We start from the raw sequence: 18,966 nt of genomic DNA on the forward strand, positions 1-18,966 counted from the left end.
GTTCCACTTAGGTTCAGCCGGGATTACTGAGCATTTTCTCCCTGTCCGGCAGACCCGGAAACGGGGAAGTGCTCCTCCAAATACTTTCTGATTCTATGCGTCCCCAGTTCTTCCTTGGAGATACTGCCGTCTTTTAGCACAAGTTCATAGTGCGGAATGCCGTTGAAGCGGAAAAGTTGGCGCAGATAATTGAACTCTGAGTCGGTGACATAATAGCTGGCTTCTCCTTTCAGATTCTTTTCCACGTATTGCTTATATGCACCGGCTGGTGAGTCTTTCTGTCCGGTGATATAGATGAACTCGAACTCCGGATGATCTTTGTATTTTTTGCGCAGGTCTGCCGTCGCTTCTATTCCTGCGCGACAAGGTCCGCAGGTCGTTGCCCAGAAGTCGACGAACAGGACTTTTCCCGGATGATTCTTAATAATGTTGCGGAAAACGTTGGTGGCTTTGCCTTCCGGAAGTTGATAGGAATTGACTTTTTCCTTCGGATGCGTTTTGGCGAACAGATATTCGGCCTCTTCTGCCAATTGTGGGTGAGTGAGCTTTTGCTTGATACTGTCCACATACTCACGGGCAATGGAACGTGTCTTGATATTCTGCAGGCTGAAACCCAGGTTGCGGACTTTGGCTATTTGCCAAAGCAAAGGATCGGGCACATCATATAGCCGGGCAAGAATGCTGTCTTTCTTATGACTGGTTTTTTGTTCCATCGAGATAAAGTTTCTGTCCATGTCTTGCTCTGACTGCTTGTTTTTATACTGCTTGTCGATGTACTCCAGGACCAGTTTTTCTTCTTTTCCGTATAAGCCTTTCACCTTGTCATTCTCTTCTTGAAGTTCTTTTAAGGGGATTCTGACGGTTGTTCCTGCCAGTTTCTCCTGTTTCAGTCTGATTGCCTCCTGTTCTGTATTCAGTTTTACTCCTTTCTCTTTAAGGAAAGCGAGAAGCGATTCTTCCGGATACGTGTAAGAGATGGTATCCTTTGGCTCCGGTGCATAATAATTATAGGCTGTTCTGAAGGCGTCCATATATTCAAACCGGTTGATAAAAGAGCTGGCATTGGCATCGGCGAGCACTGTTTCATCATTCAGCGGCATCTTCTTCAAGAAGTCGTAATAAGAATCTTCTTCTTTCACTTTCAAGGCTTGGTTGGCTGTATCCTGCTTCGCATAATAATCTCTGCTCATCAGAAAGTCGAAGAATAAGCCTCCTGCCTGCAGGTCTGCCTTATTCTTGATCAGACGGGCAGCCTTTGCCGATGGGTGGCAAATCTGAATAAGTGAATCGGCTGTATGCTCCCATCGGGCGACAATCGGCTTCATGTGCTCCTGATATTGGCTGGGAGTCAGTTTGTTGCGCGCGTTGGATAAATCATCGTAACGGTAGGGGATCAGCGCCTTGAATTCCTTCAGCAGATAGGAGATGGAAGCCGACGGACCCATGTAGGCTGTATTCTTGATCGGGAAATAATAGTCGCGTGCACGGCTGCGTGCCAGCAATGCTTCCCAGTCGATATACATGGTAAGCGTCTGTCCGGGCTCGATATAGAATGGAATCCAGTTATTGTCAAGCGTAACGGACTGTTCCACAGGATGCTTGATGACAAACTTGCACAGGAAGCTGCCGTCTTCGTCTATCTGAATCACAGTCGGGTAGTCCTGGCGGGTAATATGGTTGGATAGATAGATGAGTCCGGTGTCAAATCCCAGCCGGCGGTCATAGCCGTCGATATACCCTTGCAGACAGGTGGTGTCTGTGTGGAAGAACTGCTGAAAGCCTGTGTCGGCAGCGATTGTCTTGGTAGCTTCCCTTTGCCGGGTATACAGCTGATTCTTTTCTCCGTTCACTTGTATCTGGCAGCTTCCGTCTTTCTGCGGAGTCACCAGCAGGGTACGTATGTTTCCATTCTGCTTGTCCTTGACGGTGATTTCCACCCGCTTCCCTTTCTTGCGGATGTTTTCGTTGGTAAATATCCGGTTGTCCATAATCGTGACAGAATCGTAGATGCCGTATTCCCAGGCGTTCAAGTCGTCTGCCTTGAACCAGTTTCCCTTGATTGCCGTCAACGGCGAAACGTTTTTGTCGGAGGACGGTACTAAAGATATGTCATACGTATTTCCTTCCGTATCGCTCGGACTAAGGAGATGGATGACCTGCGTCTCTTCCGGCAGGGCTTCGAAAACGAGCACATAGTCCATCTCGCCCGAATCGGGCATATACACTTCCTTATTGAGCTCAATGCCTTCCGCACTCTTGAACTGATATTTCTTGCCGGTGGCTGCATCTTCCAGATAACTGTCTCCTTCTTCCTTTATCCACCAGTGCGGACGGAAGATGGCGTGAATATAAACACGCGTGCCATCGGGCGTGCGTTCTATACGGGTGATGTTACCAATACTTCCCGAACGGGCTTTGAATGGCGGATTGTCGATGGTTTGTGCTGTGAGCATACCCGACAGCATGAGCATCATGCAGAGTAGAATCGTTTTCATAATATTAAATTTTGAATAAATGCGTTTAGTAGTTCCCTATACAAAGAAAGAAAAATATCCATCGCTCCCTCTCTTTTTCCCCTTTAACTTAACATAGATTAAACGTTTACGTAATCATCTTTTTTGTACCTTTGCACCCGAAAATCAGAGTGATAATTTAAATATTGAAATATTATGAGTAAGAAAGCCCTTTTAATGATCCTCGATGGTTGGGGACTAGGCGACCAAAAGAAAGACGACGTAATCTTCAACACTCCCACTCCTTACTGGGATTATCTGATGAACAATTATCCTCATTCCCAACTTCAGGCAAGTGGTGAGAACGTAGGTTTGCCCGACGGACAGATGGGTAACTCGGAAGTAGGTCACCTCAACATTGGTGCCGGACGTGTGGTTTATCAGGATTTGGTGAAAATCAACCGCGCATGTGCTGACAACAGCATCCTGCAGAACCCCGAAATCGTTTCTGCTTTCTCTTACGCGAAAGAAAACGGAAAGAGCGTTCATTTCATGGGACTGACTTCCAACGGTGGCGTACACAGCTCAATGGTTCATCTTTTCAAACTTTGCGACATCTCCAAAGAATACGGCATCGACAATACATTCATCCACTGCTTCATGGACGGTCGTGACACTGACCCGAAGAGTGGCAAGGGATTTATCGAAGAACTTTCTGCACACTGCGAGAAATCGGCAGGCAAGATCGCTTCTATCATCGGACGTTATTATGCTATGGACCGTGACAAACGTTGGGAACGTGTGAAGGAAGCCTATGACCTGCTGGTAAACGGCCAGGGTAAGAAAGCTACCGATATGGTTCAGGCTATGCAGGAATCTTACGATGAAGGTGTAACGGACGAATTCATCAAGCCGATTGTAAACGCCAGCTGCGACGGAACCATCAAAGAAGGTGATGTCGTTATCTTCTTCAACTACCGTAACGACCGTGCTAAAGAACTGACTGTCGTACTGACTCAGCAAGATATGCCGGAAGCAGGTATGCATACGATTCCGGGACTGCAATATTACTGCATGACTCCGTATGATGCATCCTTCAAAGGTGTTCATATCCTGTTCGACAAGGAAAACGTTGCCAACACACTGGGCGAATACATCGCTTCCAAAGGACTTAACCAGCTCCATATCGCTGAAACAGAGAAATATGCTCACGTTACTTTCTTCTTCAACGGTGGTCGTGAAACTCCGTTCGACAACGAAGACCGTATCCTTGTTCCATCTCCGAAAGTAGCCACTTACGACTTGAAACCGGAAATGAGCGCTTACGAAGTGAAGGATAAACTGGTAGACGCTATCAACGAAAATAAATATGATTTCATCGTGGTGAACTTCGCTAACGGTGACATGGTTGGTCATACCGGTATCTACGAAGCAATCGAGAAGGCTGTTGTGGCTGTAGACGCTTGCGTGAAAGACGTGATCGAAGCTGCTAAAGCACAAGGTTACGAAGCTATCATCATCGCCGACCACGGTAACGCTGATCATGCCTTGAACGAAGACGGCACTCCGAATACGGCTCACTCTCTGAACCCGGTTCCTTGTGTGTACGTAACCGGAAACAAAGCTGCGAAAGTAGAAGACGGTCGCCTGGCTGATGTGGCTCCGACTATCCTGAAAATCATGGGGCTGGAAGCTCCGGCTGATATGAACGGTCAGATTTTGATTAAGTAATTTAGAATGCTATAACCAAAGGGGCGGGGGTATACTCCGCCCTTTTGGTCTCACATAAGTTTTATGATTCAGATAGAAGATGTAGTAGTGAGCTTCGATGTCCTTCGGGAAAAGTTCCTTTGCAATCTGGACGCCTGCAAGGGCGAATGTTGCATTGAAGGGGATGCAGGGGCGCCTGTGGAATTGGATGAAGTGGAAAAGCTGGAAGAGGTTCTGCCGATAATATGGGAAGAGCTATCGCCGGAAGCACGTGCTGTCATTGAGAAGCAAGGAGTGGTATATACGGATCAGGAAGGTGATCTGGTGACTTCTATTGTTAATAATAAGGATTGCGTCTTTACTTGTTATGACGAGAAAGGATGTTGTTACTGTGCCATTGAAAAGGCTTATCGGGATGGCAAGACGGACTTTTACAAACCGGTATCATGCCATCTCTATCCCATCCGGATTGGAGATTACGGACCTTATAAGGCGGTGAACTATCATCGTTGGGATGTGTGTAAAGCGGCTGTGTTGCTGGGGAAAAAAGAAAACGTGGCTGTCTACCAATTCTTGAAAGAACCTCTGATCCGTAAATTCGGCGAGAAGTGGTATCAGGAACTGGAAGTCGCAGTGAAGGAATTAAAGGCGCATGATATGATCTGATATTTCTTTCATTTCCTCGACTCTTTGCGTTTGGATCGTATCAGAAGAAATAACAGGCAGATCATAGCTACGATAATGCAAGCCGGAGTAATCCATGCCTCCGGATGGATAATAATCAGGAACAGGCAAGTGACAATTACACAGGATGCCAGAATTCTGAGATAGAGTCTGATCTTGGCAAATACAGGATTTGGGGTAGTCGTTTTCATAAGTGTCCTCCTTCATTTTCGGCAAGATAGTGATTTTGACCGGAAAAAGATTTAACTGTTAGGTTTTATTAAGACATAGAAAAGCGCCGGCACGGAGGATTTTCCTTCGCTTGCCGACGCTTCTTCGTTGTAAGATGTGAGGTTGGTTTATAAAAACGTAATATTAAAATTATGTATCGATATTCGCATATGTTGCATTCTCTTCGATAAACTCGCGGCGCGGACCTACGTCTTCACCCATTAGCATGGAGAAGATGTAATCGGCTTCAGCGGCATTATCGATGTTTACTTGCTTCAGCATACGGTTGTCGGGATCCATAGTTGTTTCCCACAACTGCTGGGCGTTCATTTCACCCAAACCTTTGTAACGCTGTGTATGAACCGCATTTTCCAGACCACCGCCATAGGTATCGATAAACTTCTGGCGTTGCGCGTCTGTCCAGCAATACTCTTCTACTTTACCCTTTTTGCAGAGGTAGAGCGGGGGAGTAGCGATGTACAGATAACCGTTCTGAATAATCTGCGGCATATAACGGAAGAAGAATGTCATGATCAGTGTGTCGATGTGAGAACCATCGACGTCGGCATCGGTCATGATGATAATCTTGTGATAGCGCAGCTTTTCGATGTTAGCCTCTTTGCTGTCGTCTTCTGTTCCGATAGTGACACCCAGTGCCGTATATATATTGCGGATTTCATCGCTTTCCAGTGCTTTGTGATACATCGCTTTTTCGACGTTCAGAATCTTACCGCGTAGCGGAAGGATGGCCTGGAACATACGGTTACGTCCTTGCTTGGCAGTACCACCTGCCGAGTCTCCCTCGACGAGGAACAATTCGCATTTTGAGGGGTCTTTATCCGAACAGTCGGCCAGTTTACCCGGCAGACCGCCTCCGGACATCGGAGATTTGCGTTGTACCATTTCACGGGCTTTTCTTGCTGCGTGGCGTGCTGTGGCAGCCAGAATCACCTTGTCTACAATTGTTTTTGCCTCCTTTGGATGTTCTTCCAGATAGTAGGCCAGTACTTCACCGACAGCCTGGTCTACGGCACCCATTACTTCGTTGTTACCCAACTTCGTTTTGGTCTGTCCTTCGAACTGTGGTTCGGCTACTTTAACGGAAATAACGGCAGTCAGACCTTCGCGGAAGTCGTCTCCCGAGATTTCAACTTTCACCTTTTCCAGCATCTTGCTGTCTTCGGCGTACTTCTTCAGCGTACGGGTCAGTGCACGGCGGAAACCGGCAAGATGCGTACCTCCTTCGATTGTATTGATATTATTGACATAGGAATGTACATTTTCGGAGAATCCTGTATTGTACATGATGGCTATTTCAATAGGTATTCCCTGCTTCTCAGAGTTCAGATAGATAACGTCGTTGATCAAGTGTTCACGTGAAGACTCGATGAAGCGTACAAACTCTCTCAGCCCTTCTTCGGAATAGAATACTTCACTCTTGAAGCTGCCGTCTTCTTCATTCACTACCCGACGGTCGGTCAGTGAAATGCGGAGACCTGCATTCAGGTATGCCAACTCACGCAGACGTGAAGCCAGTATTTTATAATCATACACCGTTTCGGTAAAGATTGTATCATCGGGCCAAAATTGTTGGCGGGTTCCTGTAATATCCGATACCCCCACTTCTTTCACAGAATAAAGCGGCTTACCGATTTCATATTCCTGCTGATAGATTTTACCATTGCGGAATACCTGTGTAGTCATGTGTGTTGACAGTGCATTTACGCAAGACATACCTACACCGTGCAAACCTCCGGAAACTTTATACGACCCTTTGTCGAACTTACCTCCGGCGTGCAGAACGGTCATCGCTACTTCCAGTGCCGACTTCTTTTCTTTTTCATGATAGTCGACCGGAATACCACGTCCGTTGTCCTGTACGGTGATTGAATTATCTTCGTTGATTGTCACTTCGATGTGGTCGCAATACCCGGCCAGTGCCTCGTCAATGGAGTTATCAACGATTTCGTATACCAAGTGGTGAAGTCCCTTTATACTGATGTCACCGATGTACATCGCAGGGCGTTTTCTCACTGCTTCAAGACCTTCCAATACCTGGATGCTATCCGCAGAATAAGACCCGTTATTGGGAGTGATTTGTTCTTCGCTCATAATTGCCTTTCTAAGTTATAATAACAGAGCAAATATAGTGAAAATTGTCGAGTTGGCGAAGTTTCGAAGGTGAAAAATGTAGAATAAAAGCGGAATTAGTGAATGGGAAAGTATTCTGATATTCAGTGGTTTATAAACACAAAAGGCCGAACTTAAAAGTTCAGCCTGAATGCTATATAGAATTGTTGTTTTTCTATTATTAAGCGAGCTTGTTGATGTAAAGAGCCAGCTTAGATTTCAGATTGTTAGCTTTGTTTTTGTGAATAACATTTGTTTTAGCTAACTTGTCCAACATCTTAGTGATGCCAGGATACATTGCAACAGCTTCTGTTTTGTCAGTAGTTGCACGAAGTTTTCTAACAGCATTTCTCATGGTCTTACCATAATATCTGTTATGAAGTCTTCTTGTCTCTTCTTGTCTGATTCTCTTCAGTGATGATTTGTGATTTGCCATTTCGACTAATCTATTTTTTTAGTTCTTTATTCTTTTTACTTGTAGCCCGTGGGGGAATCGAACCCCCCTTTCAAGAATGAAAATCTTGCGTCCTAACCGATAGACGAACGGGCCATCCTGTTGTTGCATTTCTGCTTTTTGCTCTCTCGAATCAGTGTTTGTTTCTCGATTGCGGATGCAAAGGTAGGAACTTTTTTGAAACTGACAAACAATTCATGAAAAAAATATGTAGTTTTTTCTCTTTTTTTCTGTGGGGTGGGGTGATAGTGCTTGATTTTCAGTAAAATATGAGATTACGATTTTTCGAAAAAAATATCTCCGTCTATAAGACTATGAATAATGTGCTATATTTATACCTTATTATATATAAGGATTTATGGACTTCCATTCTTATTGTTACATTGATTTTGAAAAAACGATGTATTTGCGACTTTTCTTGTAATCGGATGATTGTTTTAACGACTAAAGGAGTATGCTTGTGAACTATCAGAAACAGTAGAGCGTTTATAGATATACGGATATAAACAAACGTATCATTTGTCATGTATGCAAATGACAGTGATAGTCTTTTATTGAACGAGTAAAAGCGCACCCATCCTCGCTTGAACGGGTGCACCAACACAAACAAAACAAACAATTAATAAAACAGTCCTTCAATGAAGTGCCGTTTTATAAGGAAATTTAGCATGTTGTGGGAAACTAAACATGCGAATAAAGGGTATAAAATACCACTCGGATACTTCACAGTAGCCTTTTCTGTAGAACATCTCACCTAAATTCCGTACGCATACAATCAGTCATGTGTTCCTAAAACTCCAGTTCTGAGTCATTCAGCCTTACGGTCCATCCGTTTACCATTATTCTCGGGCATATCTTCGGAATCCCCATATCCGATGACTGTATGAAGAATAAAAGGGTGTATGAATCCTGCCTGTCAAGATATTCCTGATCGCCCATCTCATCGCCGGTATGACTGTGGATTTTGGATAACAGTAGATACTGGGTGAGCGGAAGACGCAGAATTTCCTGTCCGCTGGGTACATGCTTTATGGTCAATGTGGTCTGATCTCCTTTCATGATGCGCAATGTGTTCAACCGGGCATGGATGACAGGGGTTTCTTCTTCATCGAGTATACTGACTTCCTGCCGGTATGGACGATAGTAAACCGGCTCCGTCCCCAACGGAGTGTTGGTATGATCCATCACACCATTGGCAGCCTCCAATGTGAAAGTGAAATCTTCCTGATTCAGCAGGTTGTTGTCGTCCTGAAGGATGCATGAGAAATAATTGGTGTTTTTGACTAAGGGAGCATCCAATACCTGATAGTCATTACTGATAGTTATATTTTCAAGGCTACCGTAGAAGAGGCCGTTCAATTTCCCGTTCATCTGTTTTTCACTGTTGCATATCAATGAAAGGAGCAATGATTTCCGTTCCGTCTGACCGGTTTTGAGATAAGGGAACCGGTATTGACGGTCGGAGGCTCCTCCCCACAAGAGCAGATGATAGCTCCCTTCGGGAAACGGCACTCTTACCATACAGTAGCCTTGATGTAATGCGATACTGTCTACGTCCAGTCTGTCCACATACTTGTTGTTCTTGTCGAAAGCAAAAATGGTGATGTCGCCTACTTGCGAGGAAGCGGCATCCACATCTAGTATATTATAGGTATACGAGATTTTCAACCAGGTCCCGGTAGGGCAGTCTGACAGATCGTCGTTCACCCAGTTGCAGGATGAGAACAGCGTGACGATGCAGATAATATGTAGTAAAAATGGACGCATTGGTAATAAATTTAGTTCAAAGTGGCCGATACTTATTCAAGTTCTACATCTTGGTTACGTACGGCCCACGGAAAAACATCGATGTTGATGTTCAGTTCTGCTTTGTATTCATCCGGTTGTTCCGGTTCGATAAATGGTTCGCCGCTGCCCAGGCCTGCTACTTTATTGACTGACAGTCTGTATATATTGTTGCGTACGATGCCAAATTCCATGACTCCCATTTCGGTGTCGTTGTTGTTGTCTTCATGCTTGATCCAGTAGTTGTAGTAGCATGCGTAGTTTTCGGTTTTCTTGAAATGCTTGATGCTGTATTTGGCAAGCTCTTCTGTTGTCGAGTTGTCGGTAATGTCTCCGGGCAGGTTGTTGAGTGCCAGTTTTCTGATTGCATTTACGCTGGTGTAGAAGTTGTAGTTGAAGTAGAACAGGTTGGTCGGCCAGTTGGACGGGTTGCTTACTGTTTCTCCGCTTTCGTTGAATACGCGGTCGGTGGCAATGTCGAGACTTGCTTTGAACATCACTCCTGTGGTATAGGCATTTAGCTGGGCGGGACGGAACATACAGTTCTCCAGACAGTAGATGCGTGACCAGCTATTTGCCGGAGCCATGCCTGCCCAATTGCTGTCGTCAATGTTAAGCTGTACCAATGCCTGTGCAAAGAAACCGTCCTCATTCTTGAAGTCTTTGGCACCTTCTACGGTTTTCTTGAAGAAGTAAGGGTCTATTACATAACCGTCGTTATCGTTGATGTTGCCGAAGTTCTCATCAGTGTATGAGTCCGGTTCCTGAAGGCTGGTCAGCACGGCTGTATGGCGGAAAGTGTAGAATTCGGTTGCCAGGTTCAACATTCTGAAGTTATTGAGTTTGACCGTACAGTAAGTTTTTCCGGCCGGGTCTTTCAGGGGGAAAGTCTCCTGTGTCTGTGTCACTTCAATTTTGGCAACGACACGTTCCAGGCTAATGGAAATGTCGGTTACTTTGTCGGAATCTGTGGGTTTGCTTACTTCGACATTCAGATTTGCGGCACCACGGTTGGTCATTACGAATCCTCTCTCGGGTACACTTGGAATCTTTCCTGCGCTGTATGTCACTTTGTCGATAGCTCCGAGGAATTTGTCCTGTGTTGCAATGTCCGCTGTGATTGCTTCACCATTGGCGATGGCGAATACGTTGTAAGTTCCCGGTTTCATTGTGATTTTGTTGGCGGTGTAGTGTATTTTTTGTCCGCTTGTCCCTGCCAGTGTGATGTTTTCAAGAGGCTGGGACTCAACGAAAGTTTTAGTGGCCGAGTCAAAGAAGTAGACCGTAAGGGTTTTTACCGCATACTCTTCTTTCGAGCCTTCTTCGGTTACACCCGATGATTCGGCACTCCGGCTGGCGGGAACATTCGGGATTTCAAGGAACAGGGCTACGTTGCCGTTCGAGTCCGACTGCGTTTTGTCGGGGATTGCTACATCTGCATCATTGATGCAACTGTACTGTGTGGCTGCTGTAAACAGAAGCATTGCCATTAGTTTTGTAAATTGTTTCATCTTACCATTGATTTTAATTAAACATTTATTTAAGCTCTAATATTTGTTTCAGATTGTTGTCAGCTTGTGACAGTCCGGCAGCTTTGGCCTGTTTGAAGAGTGTTTCCGCTTCTTCATAATTCTCTTGAAGAAGGTGCAGGACACCTTTTGCCAATGCTGTTTCCGGTACTTCCGGTGCTTTCTCCAGATAATGTGCGGCGGACTGCACGTCTCTTTGCATCAGAGAGATGCAAGCTGCGTTCAGGTTGGCGACAGGATTATCCGGGAATAATTGTACGGCAGTCATGAAGATTTTGTTGTATGCTTCGCTTCCCGGCGTACAGGTGAGTGCGAGGCGGAACATCTCTTCAAGACTCAGGTTCTTGGGATTAGTGGCGAAAACATTTCGTGATTCTTCTACGCTGAAAGGATGTACATGATATTCGATGGTATAATCGGAATGTCTGAGCAGCGTGAACCAATGTTCCAACACAAAGCGATAGAATGCCGGAAATTGTTTTTTCAACTTCTCTTCCTTGCGGTCGGGGTGCAGGTTGCCTGTCACGATTTTCATGACTGCCTCCTTCCGCTGAAAGGTTGTATCAGTGAGAAGGGCTTCGAACCCTTCCCAGTCCTCAGGAGTATGAGAAGTATGAATATCCGTTGGATTAAACGTGTATAACCGGCACACATATTCCTTCAATGCCAGTGTGCGTTCGCGGGATAACCTTTCGTTGAGTTGGTAAGGTCCGTCAGGCGATGCATAGCCGTGTATGCTGATATGTGTGATGGTTACATTCGAATCATTTCTGATGGCGTCTATGGTTTGAGTGATCTTATTCAGTTCCGTCGCATTGTTGCTGTATGTTTCATGTATGATGGCGTCGTTTAGGGGAAAGTCGATGAATGCGCATCCTTTCTCAGTTCTGGTTTTCAGCCCCTCCACTTGTGGGGTGAGAAATACGAGTTGCGGGACAGGTATCGGTTGCGGATGCAGGCGGGCGATACAAGTGAAGGCTTCTTCGCCGGCGATGCCACAACCACAACTTTTCTCTATCAGGGAGAGTGTAGCATGATTCATCCACTTCTCGAAAGGAACGGATTGCAGATAATGTATGCTTTGCCTGCTTCCGTTTTTCGTTGTAGCGAACGGGCATCTTTCTCCTTTTTGCCCATTTCGCGCATGAATATGATTTGCTGTTTCCGGCTATTGATGTAGATGGAAGGCAGTTCCAACCGATTCTCCAGACTGTCGGTGACAACGGGTACGAGAACCAGCGATTCGTTGGACGAAAGGTCGCGGGTGATTTCTACCGAAATAGAAACCACCAGTTCTTCCCCTGCCTTGTGAAGGCTGGAAGCGGTAGCTCGGATCGTTCCGTTAGCTTCTTCTACGGTCGTTTGCGCCTGTAGCGATAGAGATGCTATGACCGCAATGATAAAAACTCCTCCCAGTTTCATAGTCGTACTAATAATGGATCTATATTTAAAAATAGCCTGTTCACCAAGGATAGATGTGAGATATAATTCCGTATTGCTGGAGTTCTTCCAATATCCTCATGTCTTTCAATGTCTTTCCTCTGCCACCATGTCCCAGATGGTACACCCTCCACGGTGTGGACCGGTGTTTGCGTGCTATCTCTATGTAGAGATGTCTTCGTTTGGAGAACCAGACTTTCCATAATTTTTTCATCTTTCTTTCTTCTTTAAAATAGGTAGATTAAACTTATAGAGGCCTTGCTAGGTCCTACGTAATGATATTTTCCTTCTTCTCTTAGCTTTGCGCATTTGTCTACGCAGTTGTATTGCCTGTAATGGATAAATTCGTATCCTACTCCTACACTTGTTTCTATGTTCCAGTGGTCATTCAGCATCCAGTGATATCCGCAGCTGATGCCTCCGCCTGCCAGCCAGCCTTCGTACCGGTGGCGTTTCAGTTGGGAGAATATGCCGAAAGGCAGTTTCTTACCTCCGATGTTGAATTGGGCACCGTTCAGATACCCTCCCCAGAAAAGACCGTTATACTTCTGGCAAGTCCAGTATTTGTATTCGGGTTGCAGGAGCCAGTAACGGTTGACATATTCTTCGTTCCGCTTCCACGGTCGCAGGCTTCCGGTAAGCTCGACTGTGCTCTTGTTTCCTATGGCATACGAAATTCCCCCTCCGAAAGCTCCGTCTATGGCAGAAAGCGCATTCACCCTGATAGCTGCTTTCTGTGAGTAAGCGTCCAGGCATCCAAGTAATAAGAGCAGGAATATGAAACGTTTCATTATATCCGTTGATTAAGGGCGTTTATTGTTTTCAAAAAATGCATTCAGATTATATGCCGCTTCCTCGGAGCCTTCGGCTTTGGCGGCTTTCAGCATTCGGATGCCTTCGTAGGTGTTTCCGGACATTAGTTCGTATACTCCGCGGCAGTTTTTATAGGCCAGACTGTCGTGAAGAGCCATTGAAAGGAATTTACCTGCCGATTTGACGTCTCCCTGTTCTATGGCGGCAGCTGCTGCATTCAGGTTGGCAACCGGATGTACGGGATATAGCTTGACGCTAATATTGATAATCTTGTAAAACCGGGCTTTGTCTTCCGTATAAGACAGGGCGACTGTGTAGAGTTCGCGGAGAGACAGCATCTGCGGGTTGATCTCCGCTATCATTTTCGCCTCTTCAAGGCTGAAATTCAGTTCCTTCTGATTTCGTGCGTCCACATCATCCGTTTCGGGCGAAACGTAAGTACCCTTGTATTTCATTTTGCTGCCGACTGCCGGACTCGTAGGGCGTTCATTGACAACAGGAAGAGGAACGATCTCTTGTGTAGCTGTATCGGAAGGAACTATTGCGCCGGAAGATGCTGCTATGTTTTGAGGAGTTATGACGATTGTATCTTTCAGAGATTGTTCACCTTCCGGACGGACAATAGTTCTTTTAAGTATCAGTGTTGCATTGTTCATCCAATCCTCTGTCGGCAATGAAGTCCGGTAGGAAATGGTACGGGAGTGGTCCTCGTCAATGCCGGTAATCAGATAAGCTTTCGCATCCTCTTCTTTCCGGTCATTCTTCTTGCGTAAAATCTGATTGCGCAGATATAGTTTCTGTTTCTGCTTACCATTCAGTTGTATGTGCGGCAGTGATACTCTTTTCTCCTGGCTGGTCAGCACGGGTGTCAGTATAAAGGCACTCTTGGAATCCATGTCTTTTATATGGACTGAAATATCCATGGACAGAAACAGTGAATCTGCACGGACGCCGAAGAAGTGGGGTACGATATCCAGCTTAACGTTCTGTGCCGGTAGCAAGTTGCATATCAATAAACTGAAAAAGATGAATGCTTTCGTTTTCATGTTATGTTGTGATTTAATTGATTTACTGAATGAAATACACGAGTGATATCCCTATCTGCGTGGGGCCCCAGTAGTTGCAGTGGGATTTTTCGATAAAGGCAGCGCCTTCGGGCTGTCCATAGCGTTTATAGTTGAGGTGGGCATATCCCAGTGAAAGTCCCGCTTCCAGATTCCATTGCGGACTGATCATCCATTGATAACCATAGGAGATGCCGAAGCCCGCCAGATTGCCTTGATACCGGTTGTTGGCAATCTGCCTGTTTTCGATACCCAGCATTTTACCATTTCCGAATCCCCAAGGGAGCATTCCGCCGAAGTTGAATAGAGCATAGTGAAGTTGAAAGCCGATGTAGCTTCCCATGAACACTCCGTCAAACCATTTGCGGTACTCCGGTTGGAGCATGAAATGCTTCATCTTTTTGTTTCCCCCGAAGTTCCAGGGATTGTAGTTGACAGAGAGATTAAGCGTGTGCGTATCATCGCACCTTATCTCTCCCCCTATATTGAAAGTGGTTGTGAGGTCATAGAGCAGATTACTCTTGACGGCTATCTTCTGCCCGTATAGACTGGAGGCGGGCAAAAGACAGGTAAGGAAGATACTTGCCAACATACATTTCAAGACTGCCGTGAGTCCCTTTATGCTGGCGGCTGTAGATATCCTTTTTCTATTCCTATCGGGTTTGTGTGTCATAATCTTTTGTTTATGTGTTTCTGTTACTTCTTAGGTAACGGAAATCCGGTCTTATGACCGGTATGTGGAGGGGAAAGAAGTAAAAAAGGCAGCGGTCTTTGAGTGCTAAAGCGTATTTATAGGTTTCCGGCTGAAAAATAGTCCGGCAGACACAATAGCGGTCTGGAACATGAAACAGATATAATTCATGCTCCTGTATTCTTTTTTATTTTTTTGAAAGAAAGGAAGTGAAATAATGTATAATTAATTTGGAATGTGATGTTCTTTTTCTATATCTTTGCGCTGTATTTATTTCCGTTACCTAAGAAGTAATAGATAAGGTAATTTGTTTATATTCAATATATTGTCTCTCGGTGTTTGCTCGCAACGTAGTTCTCTACGTAAAAACAATTCAATTTATTCGCTTCTGTCCGTTTTTCCAGTCCAAAGCCTTTCAGGTAAGTTTGCGTGGTCTTTATTGATTTATGCCCCAATGATTCGCTGATCATTTCGATGGGGATTCCCTGATATTTGGCGCTCGTTGCCCAGGAATGCCGGATGGTGTATGAGGTGACAGGCGATTTGATGTGTAACTCTCTGGAAAGACTCTTCAATTGATTGTTGAATCGTCTGAGAGCCGATTGATATTCTTTATATCCTGCCTCTTCTTTCCGTTTTTTATCTCCTTTCATGATGTCGAACAGGTAGTCCGGACAATCCTCTCCGGAAGATTCATTATTGCGCAATCCGTTGATTGCCTTCTTGGCAGCCTCCAGTATTTCGACGCTCATGGGAGTACCGGTCTTTATACGGTTATATCTCAGTACTCCATGTACCAGTGCCGATTTCTCCAGATGTGCGAAGTCGGCAAACGGCATGCCGCAGAGCTGAAACATCAGTCGTGCTATCGCTTGTGTGCGACGCAGGTGGCTGGACTTGGGGACTTTGTAGAGCAACATGTGCAGTTCGTTGATGGGCAGTGCCTTCTTCTGCCGGACATCTACTCCGGTGAATACGTCACGAAACAATCGGGGGATGAAACGGGCCGTACCCGCTTCGACACCGCGGTTGTAGATACTGCGTAGCATACGCATATAAGTCGATACGGTGTTCGGTTTCAATCCGCAGTCATAAAGATACTGACCGTACCGTCGCAGACTATCGCGGTTGACTTGTCCGAATGCGACTTCGGGAGTATCACAAAACTTGGCAAATGACAGAATTGCATTTTTGTATACATGTGCCGTCGAGTAACGACCCTCTTCTTGTAGATTCCGGATGTATGCTTTTGCGCATCCGGTAAAGCTGTTTTTATTACTTTTTCTTTTCATACTCTTGTCTATATTTACTTGTTCTTCAGGGAGTATAACAAAAATAGCAATCTTTTTTGTTGTTAACGCCTCTAAAAAGCTCCCGATTGCCAGACATTTTTTTGTAGTTTTGTTCCGGAATGATAAAAAGAGGAGTGCATTATGCTGCAAAAGACGAAAGGAATAGTTCTACATACGCTTAAATATAATGATACTTCTATCATTGTAGATATGTACACGGAGTTATCCGGGCGGACTTCTTTTCTCGTTCCCGTACCCCGTTCGCGGAAGGCGGCAGTCAAGTCAGTACTCTTCCAGCCTTTGTCTTTCATTGAGTTTGAGGCGGATTATCGTCCGAATGCCACTCTCTATCGGGTAAAAGAGGCGAAGTCTTTTTATCCTTTTACCTCCATTCCTTATGACCCGTACAAGTCTTCAATGGCACTTTTTCTGGCAGAGTTTCTGTATCGTGCTATCCGTGAAGAGGCTGAGAATCGTCCGTTGTTCGCTTATTTGCAGCATTCTGTCATTTGGCTGGACGAATGTCGCGAAGGCTTTGCCAATTTCCATCTGGTTTTTCTGATGCGTCTTTCCCGTTTTTTGGGGTTGTATCCGAATCTGGAAGATTATCACACCGGTGATTACTTTGACTTGCTGAATGCTTGTTTCACTTCCACTCGTCCGCAGTTGCATTCTTCTTATATTAATCCCGAAGAGGCTGGACGTCTTCGCCAGTTGATGCGCATGAATTATGAGACGATGCACTTATTTGGCATGAGCCGTGCGGAACGCACTCGCTGCCTGACGATTATGAATGATTATTATCGTTTGCATCTGCCGGATTTTCCTGCATTAAAGTCGCTGGATGTACTGAAAGAATTGTTTGATTAGCAGTTTATACTTCTTCCACTCTCACCAGTTTCCAGCCTTGGAATACTAATGCGATACTCTTTAATTCTGTAGTCCCTTTGTCTTGATGAATCCATTCGCTTGCTGCATACTGTTTCAGTTGTATTTTGGCATTGGACAGCAATTTTTCTATCTCGGTGTCAGAAGCATCCCGTTTTGCATATTTCACTTCGATACAGTAGCTGTATACCATGTCGGGAAGTTGCAGTAGACGAGGTTGCAGAAAGATATCTGCATATCCTTTGTTGCTTTCATATTCGGGGCGGGCAATATAATAATGTGTCAATCCGAGGTAAGCCAAAATAAAGGTTTTTACATAAGCTTCACCTTCTATGAAGTCGCGAACACTGCTTTGTGCATTCAAGCGGTCGGCAATGTATGTGAAGCAATTTTCCCATTCTCCTTTGTATGCCATTCGTTTCATTCGGTCCACCAGCTTATCTGTCTCCAGATATAGGTCGGCGGAATCTTTGTAGATGTCTGCCATGTAACCGTAAAGTTGTTCGCGCACTGCCCAGTTGGGGACGCTCAGTATGGGCTCACCCATTTCCATTCCGCTGATGGTTAGCATGCCGTAATAGTAGAGTAGGCTTTTAAAGTTTTCCGGTTTGATAATGTCTTCGGCTGGGAAACTGTTTGCAATGATTCCGGTAGTAGAACCTTTTTCAACAATCTCTTGTACAACGCTTGCATTTTCACCGAAAGTTTTGTCTACGTGGATGAGGTGGCGCAGCTTGTTGTAGTCGGTGCGAATATTAGCATCGAGCATATTGTCAGGGATGTCCTCATTCAGCATATAATGATTCATGAAATAGAGCACCATATCTGAATTGTACATAGACGGTTCCTTTAGCGCTTTCATGGCGAAACAGTAATTGTCGTACCATGGTTTCATGATGGTTATTAATTCATCTGTAGTGTGCGGTAGTTCCCGGTAACTTTTGTAATAATCGATCAGAGTGCGTACTTCTTGTTCATTAAATCCCATCATATTATTAAAGATAGGTGAACTGCTATAATTATCCGCAATGTTGAATCCGCTAGTGAGATCATCCATTGTTACTGGGCTTACGCCTGTAAGGAAGATGCGCTCGATCACTGAACTTGAATAGTCTTTTACCACTTTAAGGAAACTACGGAAGAATCCGCTGCCATGAGTGATGCTGCGATAACGTTCATTGCCATAATCTACCAGAATATTGTTGGCAAAGTTATCGTACTCATCAAGGATAAGATATATCTTTAGTCCCTTGTTTTGGGCGCTTTGGCACAGTGATCCCAATAAGGCATCTCCTGTTTTTAATTCATGTAGCTTTTCAGCGGCTTCTTTCCCTAACAGATGAGCATTTCGTTCTGCAAATCCATCCATTACGATTTTGCAATAGGTGTTGAATGTTTCTTCCAAACGATCCATATTGGCGGCTACACTACTGAAATTGAGTGTAAGCACCAGATATTTGTTGCGATCAGGCGTAGGATGCTTGCCTATATAAAGATTACCAAAGATTTTTTCGAATTTATCTTTTTGGTTGATGTCGTAGTATAAACCGAGCATGTTTAGGAAAAGACTTTTTCCGAAACGGCGAGGGCGAACAAAGAAAAAGAAGGAGGTCACTTTTTCTACTTTGGCGATATATTGTGTTTTGTCTACATAGTAATAGTTTTCAAGAATTATTCTCTCGAAGTCCGTCATCCCATAAGGTATTTTCTTTATTACTGCATCCATAATTGCTCCTTCTTTAATGTTGAGAGCAAAAATAGTTTATTTTCCTTTATGTGGCAACTAAACAGGGGTGATAATAACACTCTTCTAAAAATATGTA

15 protein-coding genes, 1 tRNA gene and 1 pseudogene are annotated in these 18,966 nt (G+C 44.8%); 3 read left to right on the forward strand and 14 right to left on the reverse strand.

The genetic code is table 11. The features are described 5' to 3' along the window. Nucleotides 1-23: 23 nt before the first annotated feature. Nucleotides 24-2,495, reverse strand: coding sequence for a TlpA disulfide reductase family protein (locus HMPREF9007_RS01585; RefSeq protein WP_032850786.1), 2,472 nt, complete (start codon nucleotides 2,493-2,495; stop codon nucleotides 24-26). Nucleotides 2,496-2,669: 174 nt separating this feature from the next. On the opposite strand from HMPREF9007_RS01585, the gene gpmI reads away from it, so the two are divergent. Then, nucleotides 2,670-4,184: a 2,3-bisphosphoglycerate-independent phosphoglycerate mutase gene (gene gpmI, locus HMPREF9007_RS01580; RefSeq protein ID WP_008763682.1), complete on the forward strand. Its 1,515-nt coding sequence runs from the start codon at nucleotides 2,670-2,672 to the stop codon at nucleotides 4,182-4,184. 63 nt (nucleotides 4,185-4,247) lie between these two features. Beyond that, nucleotides 4,248-4,829, forward strand: coding sequence for a DUF3109 family protein (locus HMPREF9007_RS01575; RefSeq protein WP_008763683.1), 582 nt, complete (start codon nucleotides 4,248-4,250; stop codon nucleotides 4,827-4,829). Between the two features lie 8 nt (nucleotides 4,830-4,837). Here the strand turns inward: HMPREF9007_RS01575 and HMPREF9007_RS0125475 are convergent, their stop codons facing one another. The 12 genes and pseudogenes from HMPREF9007_RS0125475 to HMPREF9007_RS01525 form a co-directional block, all read right to left on the reverse strand. Continuing rightward, nucleotides 4,838-5,038 carry a hypothetical protein gene (locus HMPREF9007_RS0125475; RefSeq protein ID WP_032850788.1) on the reverse strand — a complete coding sequence of 67 codons (201 nt, stop codon included), beginning with the start codon at nucleotides 5,036-5,038 and terminating at the stop codon, nucleotides 4,838-4,840. 169 nt (nucleotides 5,039-5,207) lie between these two features. After that, the gene (gyrB, locus tag HMPREF9007_RS01570) at nucleotides 5,208-7,169 is read right to left on the reverse strand and encodes a DNA topoisomerase (ATP-hydrolyzing) subunit B (protein WP_008763685.1); all 1,962 of its coding nucleotides are present in this window, start codon (nucleotides 7,167-7,169) and stop codon (nucleotides 5,208-5,210) included. A gap of 199 nt (nucleotides 7,170-7,368) precedes the next feature. After that, nucleotides 7,369-7,623 (reverse strand): 30S ribosomal protein S20, encoded by a 255-nt coding sequence (rpsT, locus tag HMPREF9007_RS01565; protein WP_008763686.1) that lies wholly within the window; start codon nucleotides 7,621-7,623, stop codon nucleotides 7,369-7,371. A gap of 42 nt (nucleotides 7,624-7,665) precedes the next feature. Then, nucleotides 7,666-7,737 (reverse strand) — tRNA-Glu (locus tag HMPREF9007_RS01560). Between the two features lie 693 nt (nucleotides 7,738-8,430). After that, nucleotides 8,431-9,408 (reverse strand): FimB/Mfa2 family fimbrial subunit, encoded by a 978-nt coding sequence (locus tag HMPREF9007_RS01555; protein ID WP_008763687.1) that lies wholly within the window; start codon nucleotides 9,406-9,408, stop codon nucleotides 8,431-8,433. Between the two features lie 32 nt (nucleotides 9,409-9,440). After that, nucleotides 9,441-10,937 carry an Mfa1 family fimbria major subunit gene (locus tag HMPREF9007_RS01550; protein ID WP_008763688.1) on the reverse strand — a complete coding sequence of 499 codons (1,497 nt, stop codon included), beginning with the start codon at nucleotides 10,935-10,937 and terminating at the stop codon, nucleotides 9,441-9,443. Nucleotides 10,938-10,962: 25 nt separating this feature from the next. After that, nucleotides 10,963-12,377: pseudogene (locus HMPREF9007_RS01545) on the reverse strand (DUF3868 domain-containing protein). A gap of 40 nt (nucleotides 12,378-12,417) precedes the next feature. Then, nucleotides 12,418-12,609, reverse strand: coding sequence for a hypothetical protein (locus tag HMPREF9007_RS0125480; protein ID WP_008763689.1), 192 nt, complete (start codon nucleotides 12,607-12,609; stop codon nucleotides 12,418-12,420). A 13-nt stretch (nucleotides 12,610-12,622) separates the two neighbouring features. Beyond that, nucleotides 12,623-13,186, reverse strand: coding sequence for a DUF3575 domain-containing protein (locus HMPREF9007_RS01540; protein WP_008763690.1), 564 nt, complete (start codon nucleotides 13,184-13,186; stop codon nucleotides 12,623-12,625). A 12-nt stretch (nucleotides 13,187-13,198) separates the two neighbouring features. Beyond that, a complete protein-coding gene (locus HMPREF9007_RS01535; protein WP_008763691.1) occupies nucleotides 13,199-14,254 on the reverse strand; it encodes a DUF3868 domain-containing protein in 1,056 nt (351 codons plus the stop codon). A 22-nt stretch (nucleotides 14,255-14,276) separates the two neighbouring features. After that, a complete protein-coding gene (locus tag HMPREF9007_RS01530; RefSeq protein ID WP_016269366.1) occupies nucleotides 14,277-14,945 on the reverse strand; it encodes a DUF3575 domain-containing protein in 669 nt (222 codons plus the stop codon). Nucleotides 14,946-15,280: 335 nt separating this feature from the next. Next, nucleotides 15,281-16,255, reverse strand: coding sequence for a tyrosine-type DNA invertase cluster 3b (locus HMPREF9007_RS01525; protein WP_008763693.1), 975 nt, complete (start codon nucleotides 16,253-16,255; stop codon nucleotides 15,281-15,283). A gap of 141 nt (nucleotides 16,256-16,396) precedes the next feature. Here HMPREF9007_RS01525 and recO point away from each other — a divergent pair, with 141 nt between their 5' ends. Beyond that, complete coding sequence (recO, locus tag HMPREF9007_RS01520; RefSeq protein WP_008763694.1) at nucleotides 16,397-17,125, forward strand: DNA repair protein RecO; 729 nt, start codon at nucleotides 16,397-16,399, stop codon at nucleotides 17,123-17,125. 4 nt (nucleotides 17,126-17,129) lie between these two features. Here the strand turns inward: recO and HMPREF9007_RS01515 are convergent, their stop codons facing one another. Next, nucleotides 17,130-18,869: an ATP-binding protein gene (locus HMPREF9007_RS01515; RefSeq protein ID WP_008763695.1), complete on the reverse strand. Its 1,740-nt coding sequence runs from the start codon at nucleotides 18,867-18,869 to the stop codon at nucleotides 17,130-17,132. Nucleotides 18,870-18,966 lie beyond the last annotated feature (97 nt).

Source organism: Bacteroides sp. 1_1_14 (genome assembly GCF_000162515.1).
In the GTDB taxonomy this organism is placed as follows: domain Bacteria; phylum Bacteroidota; class Bacteroidia; order Bacteroidales; family Bacteroidaceae; genus Bacteroides; species Bacteroides thetaiotaomicron.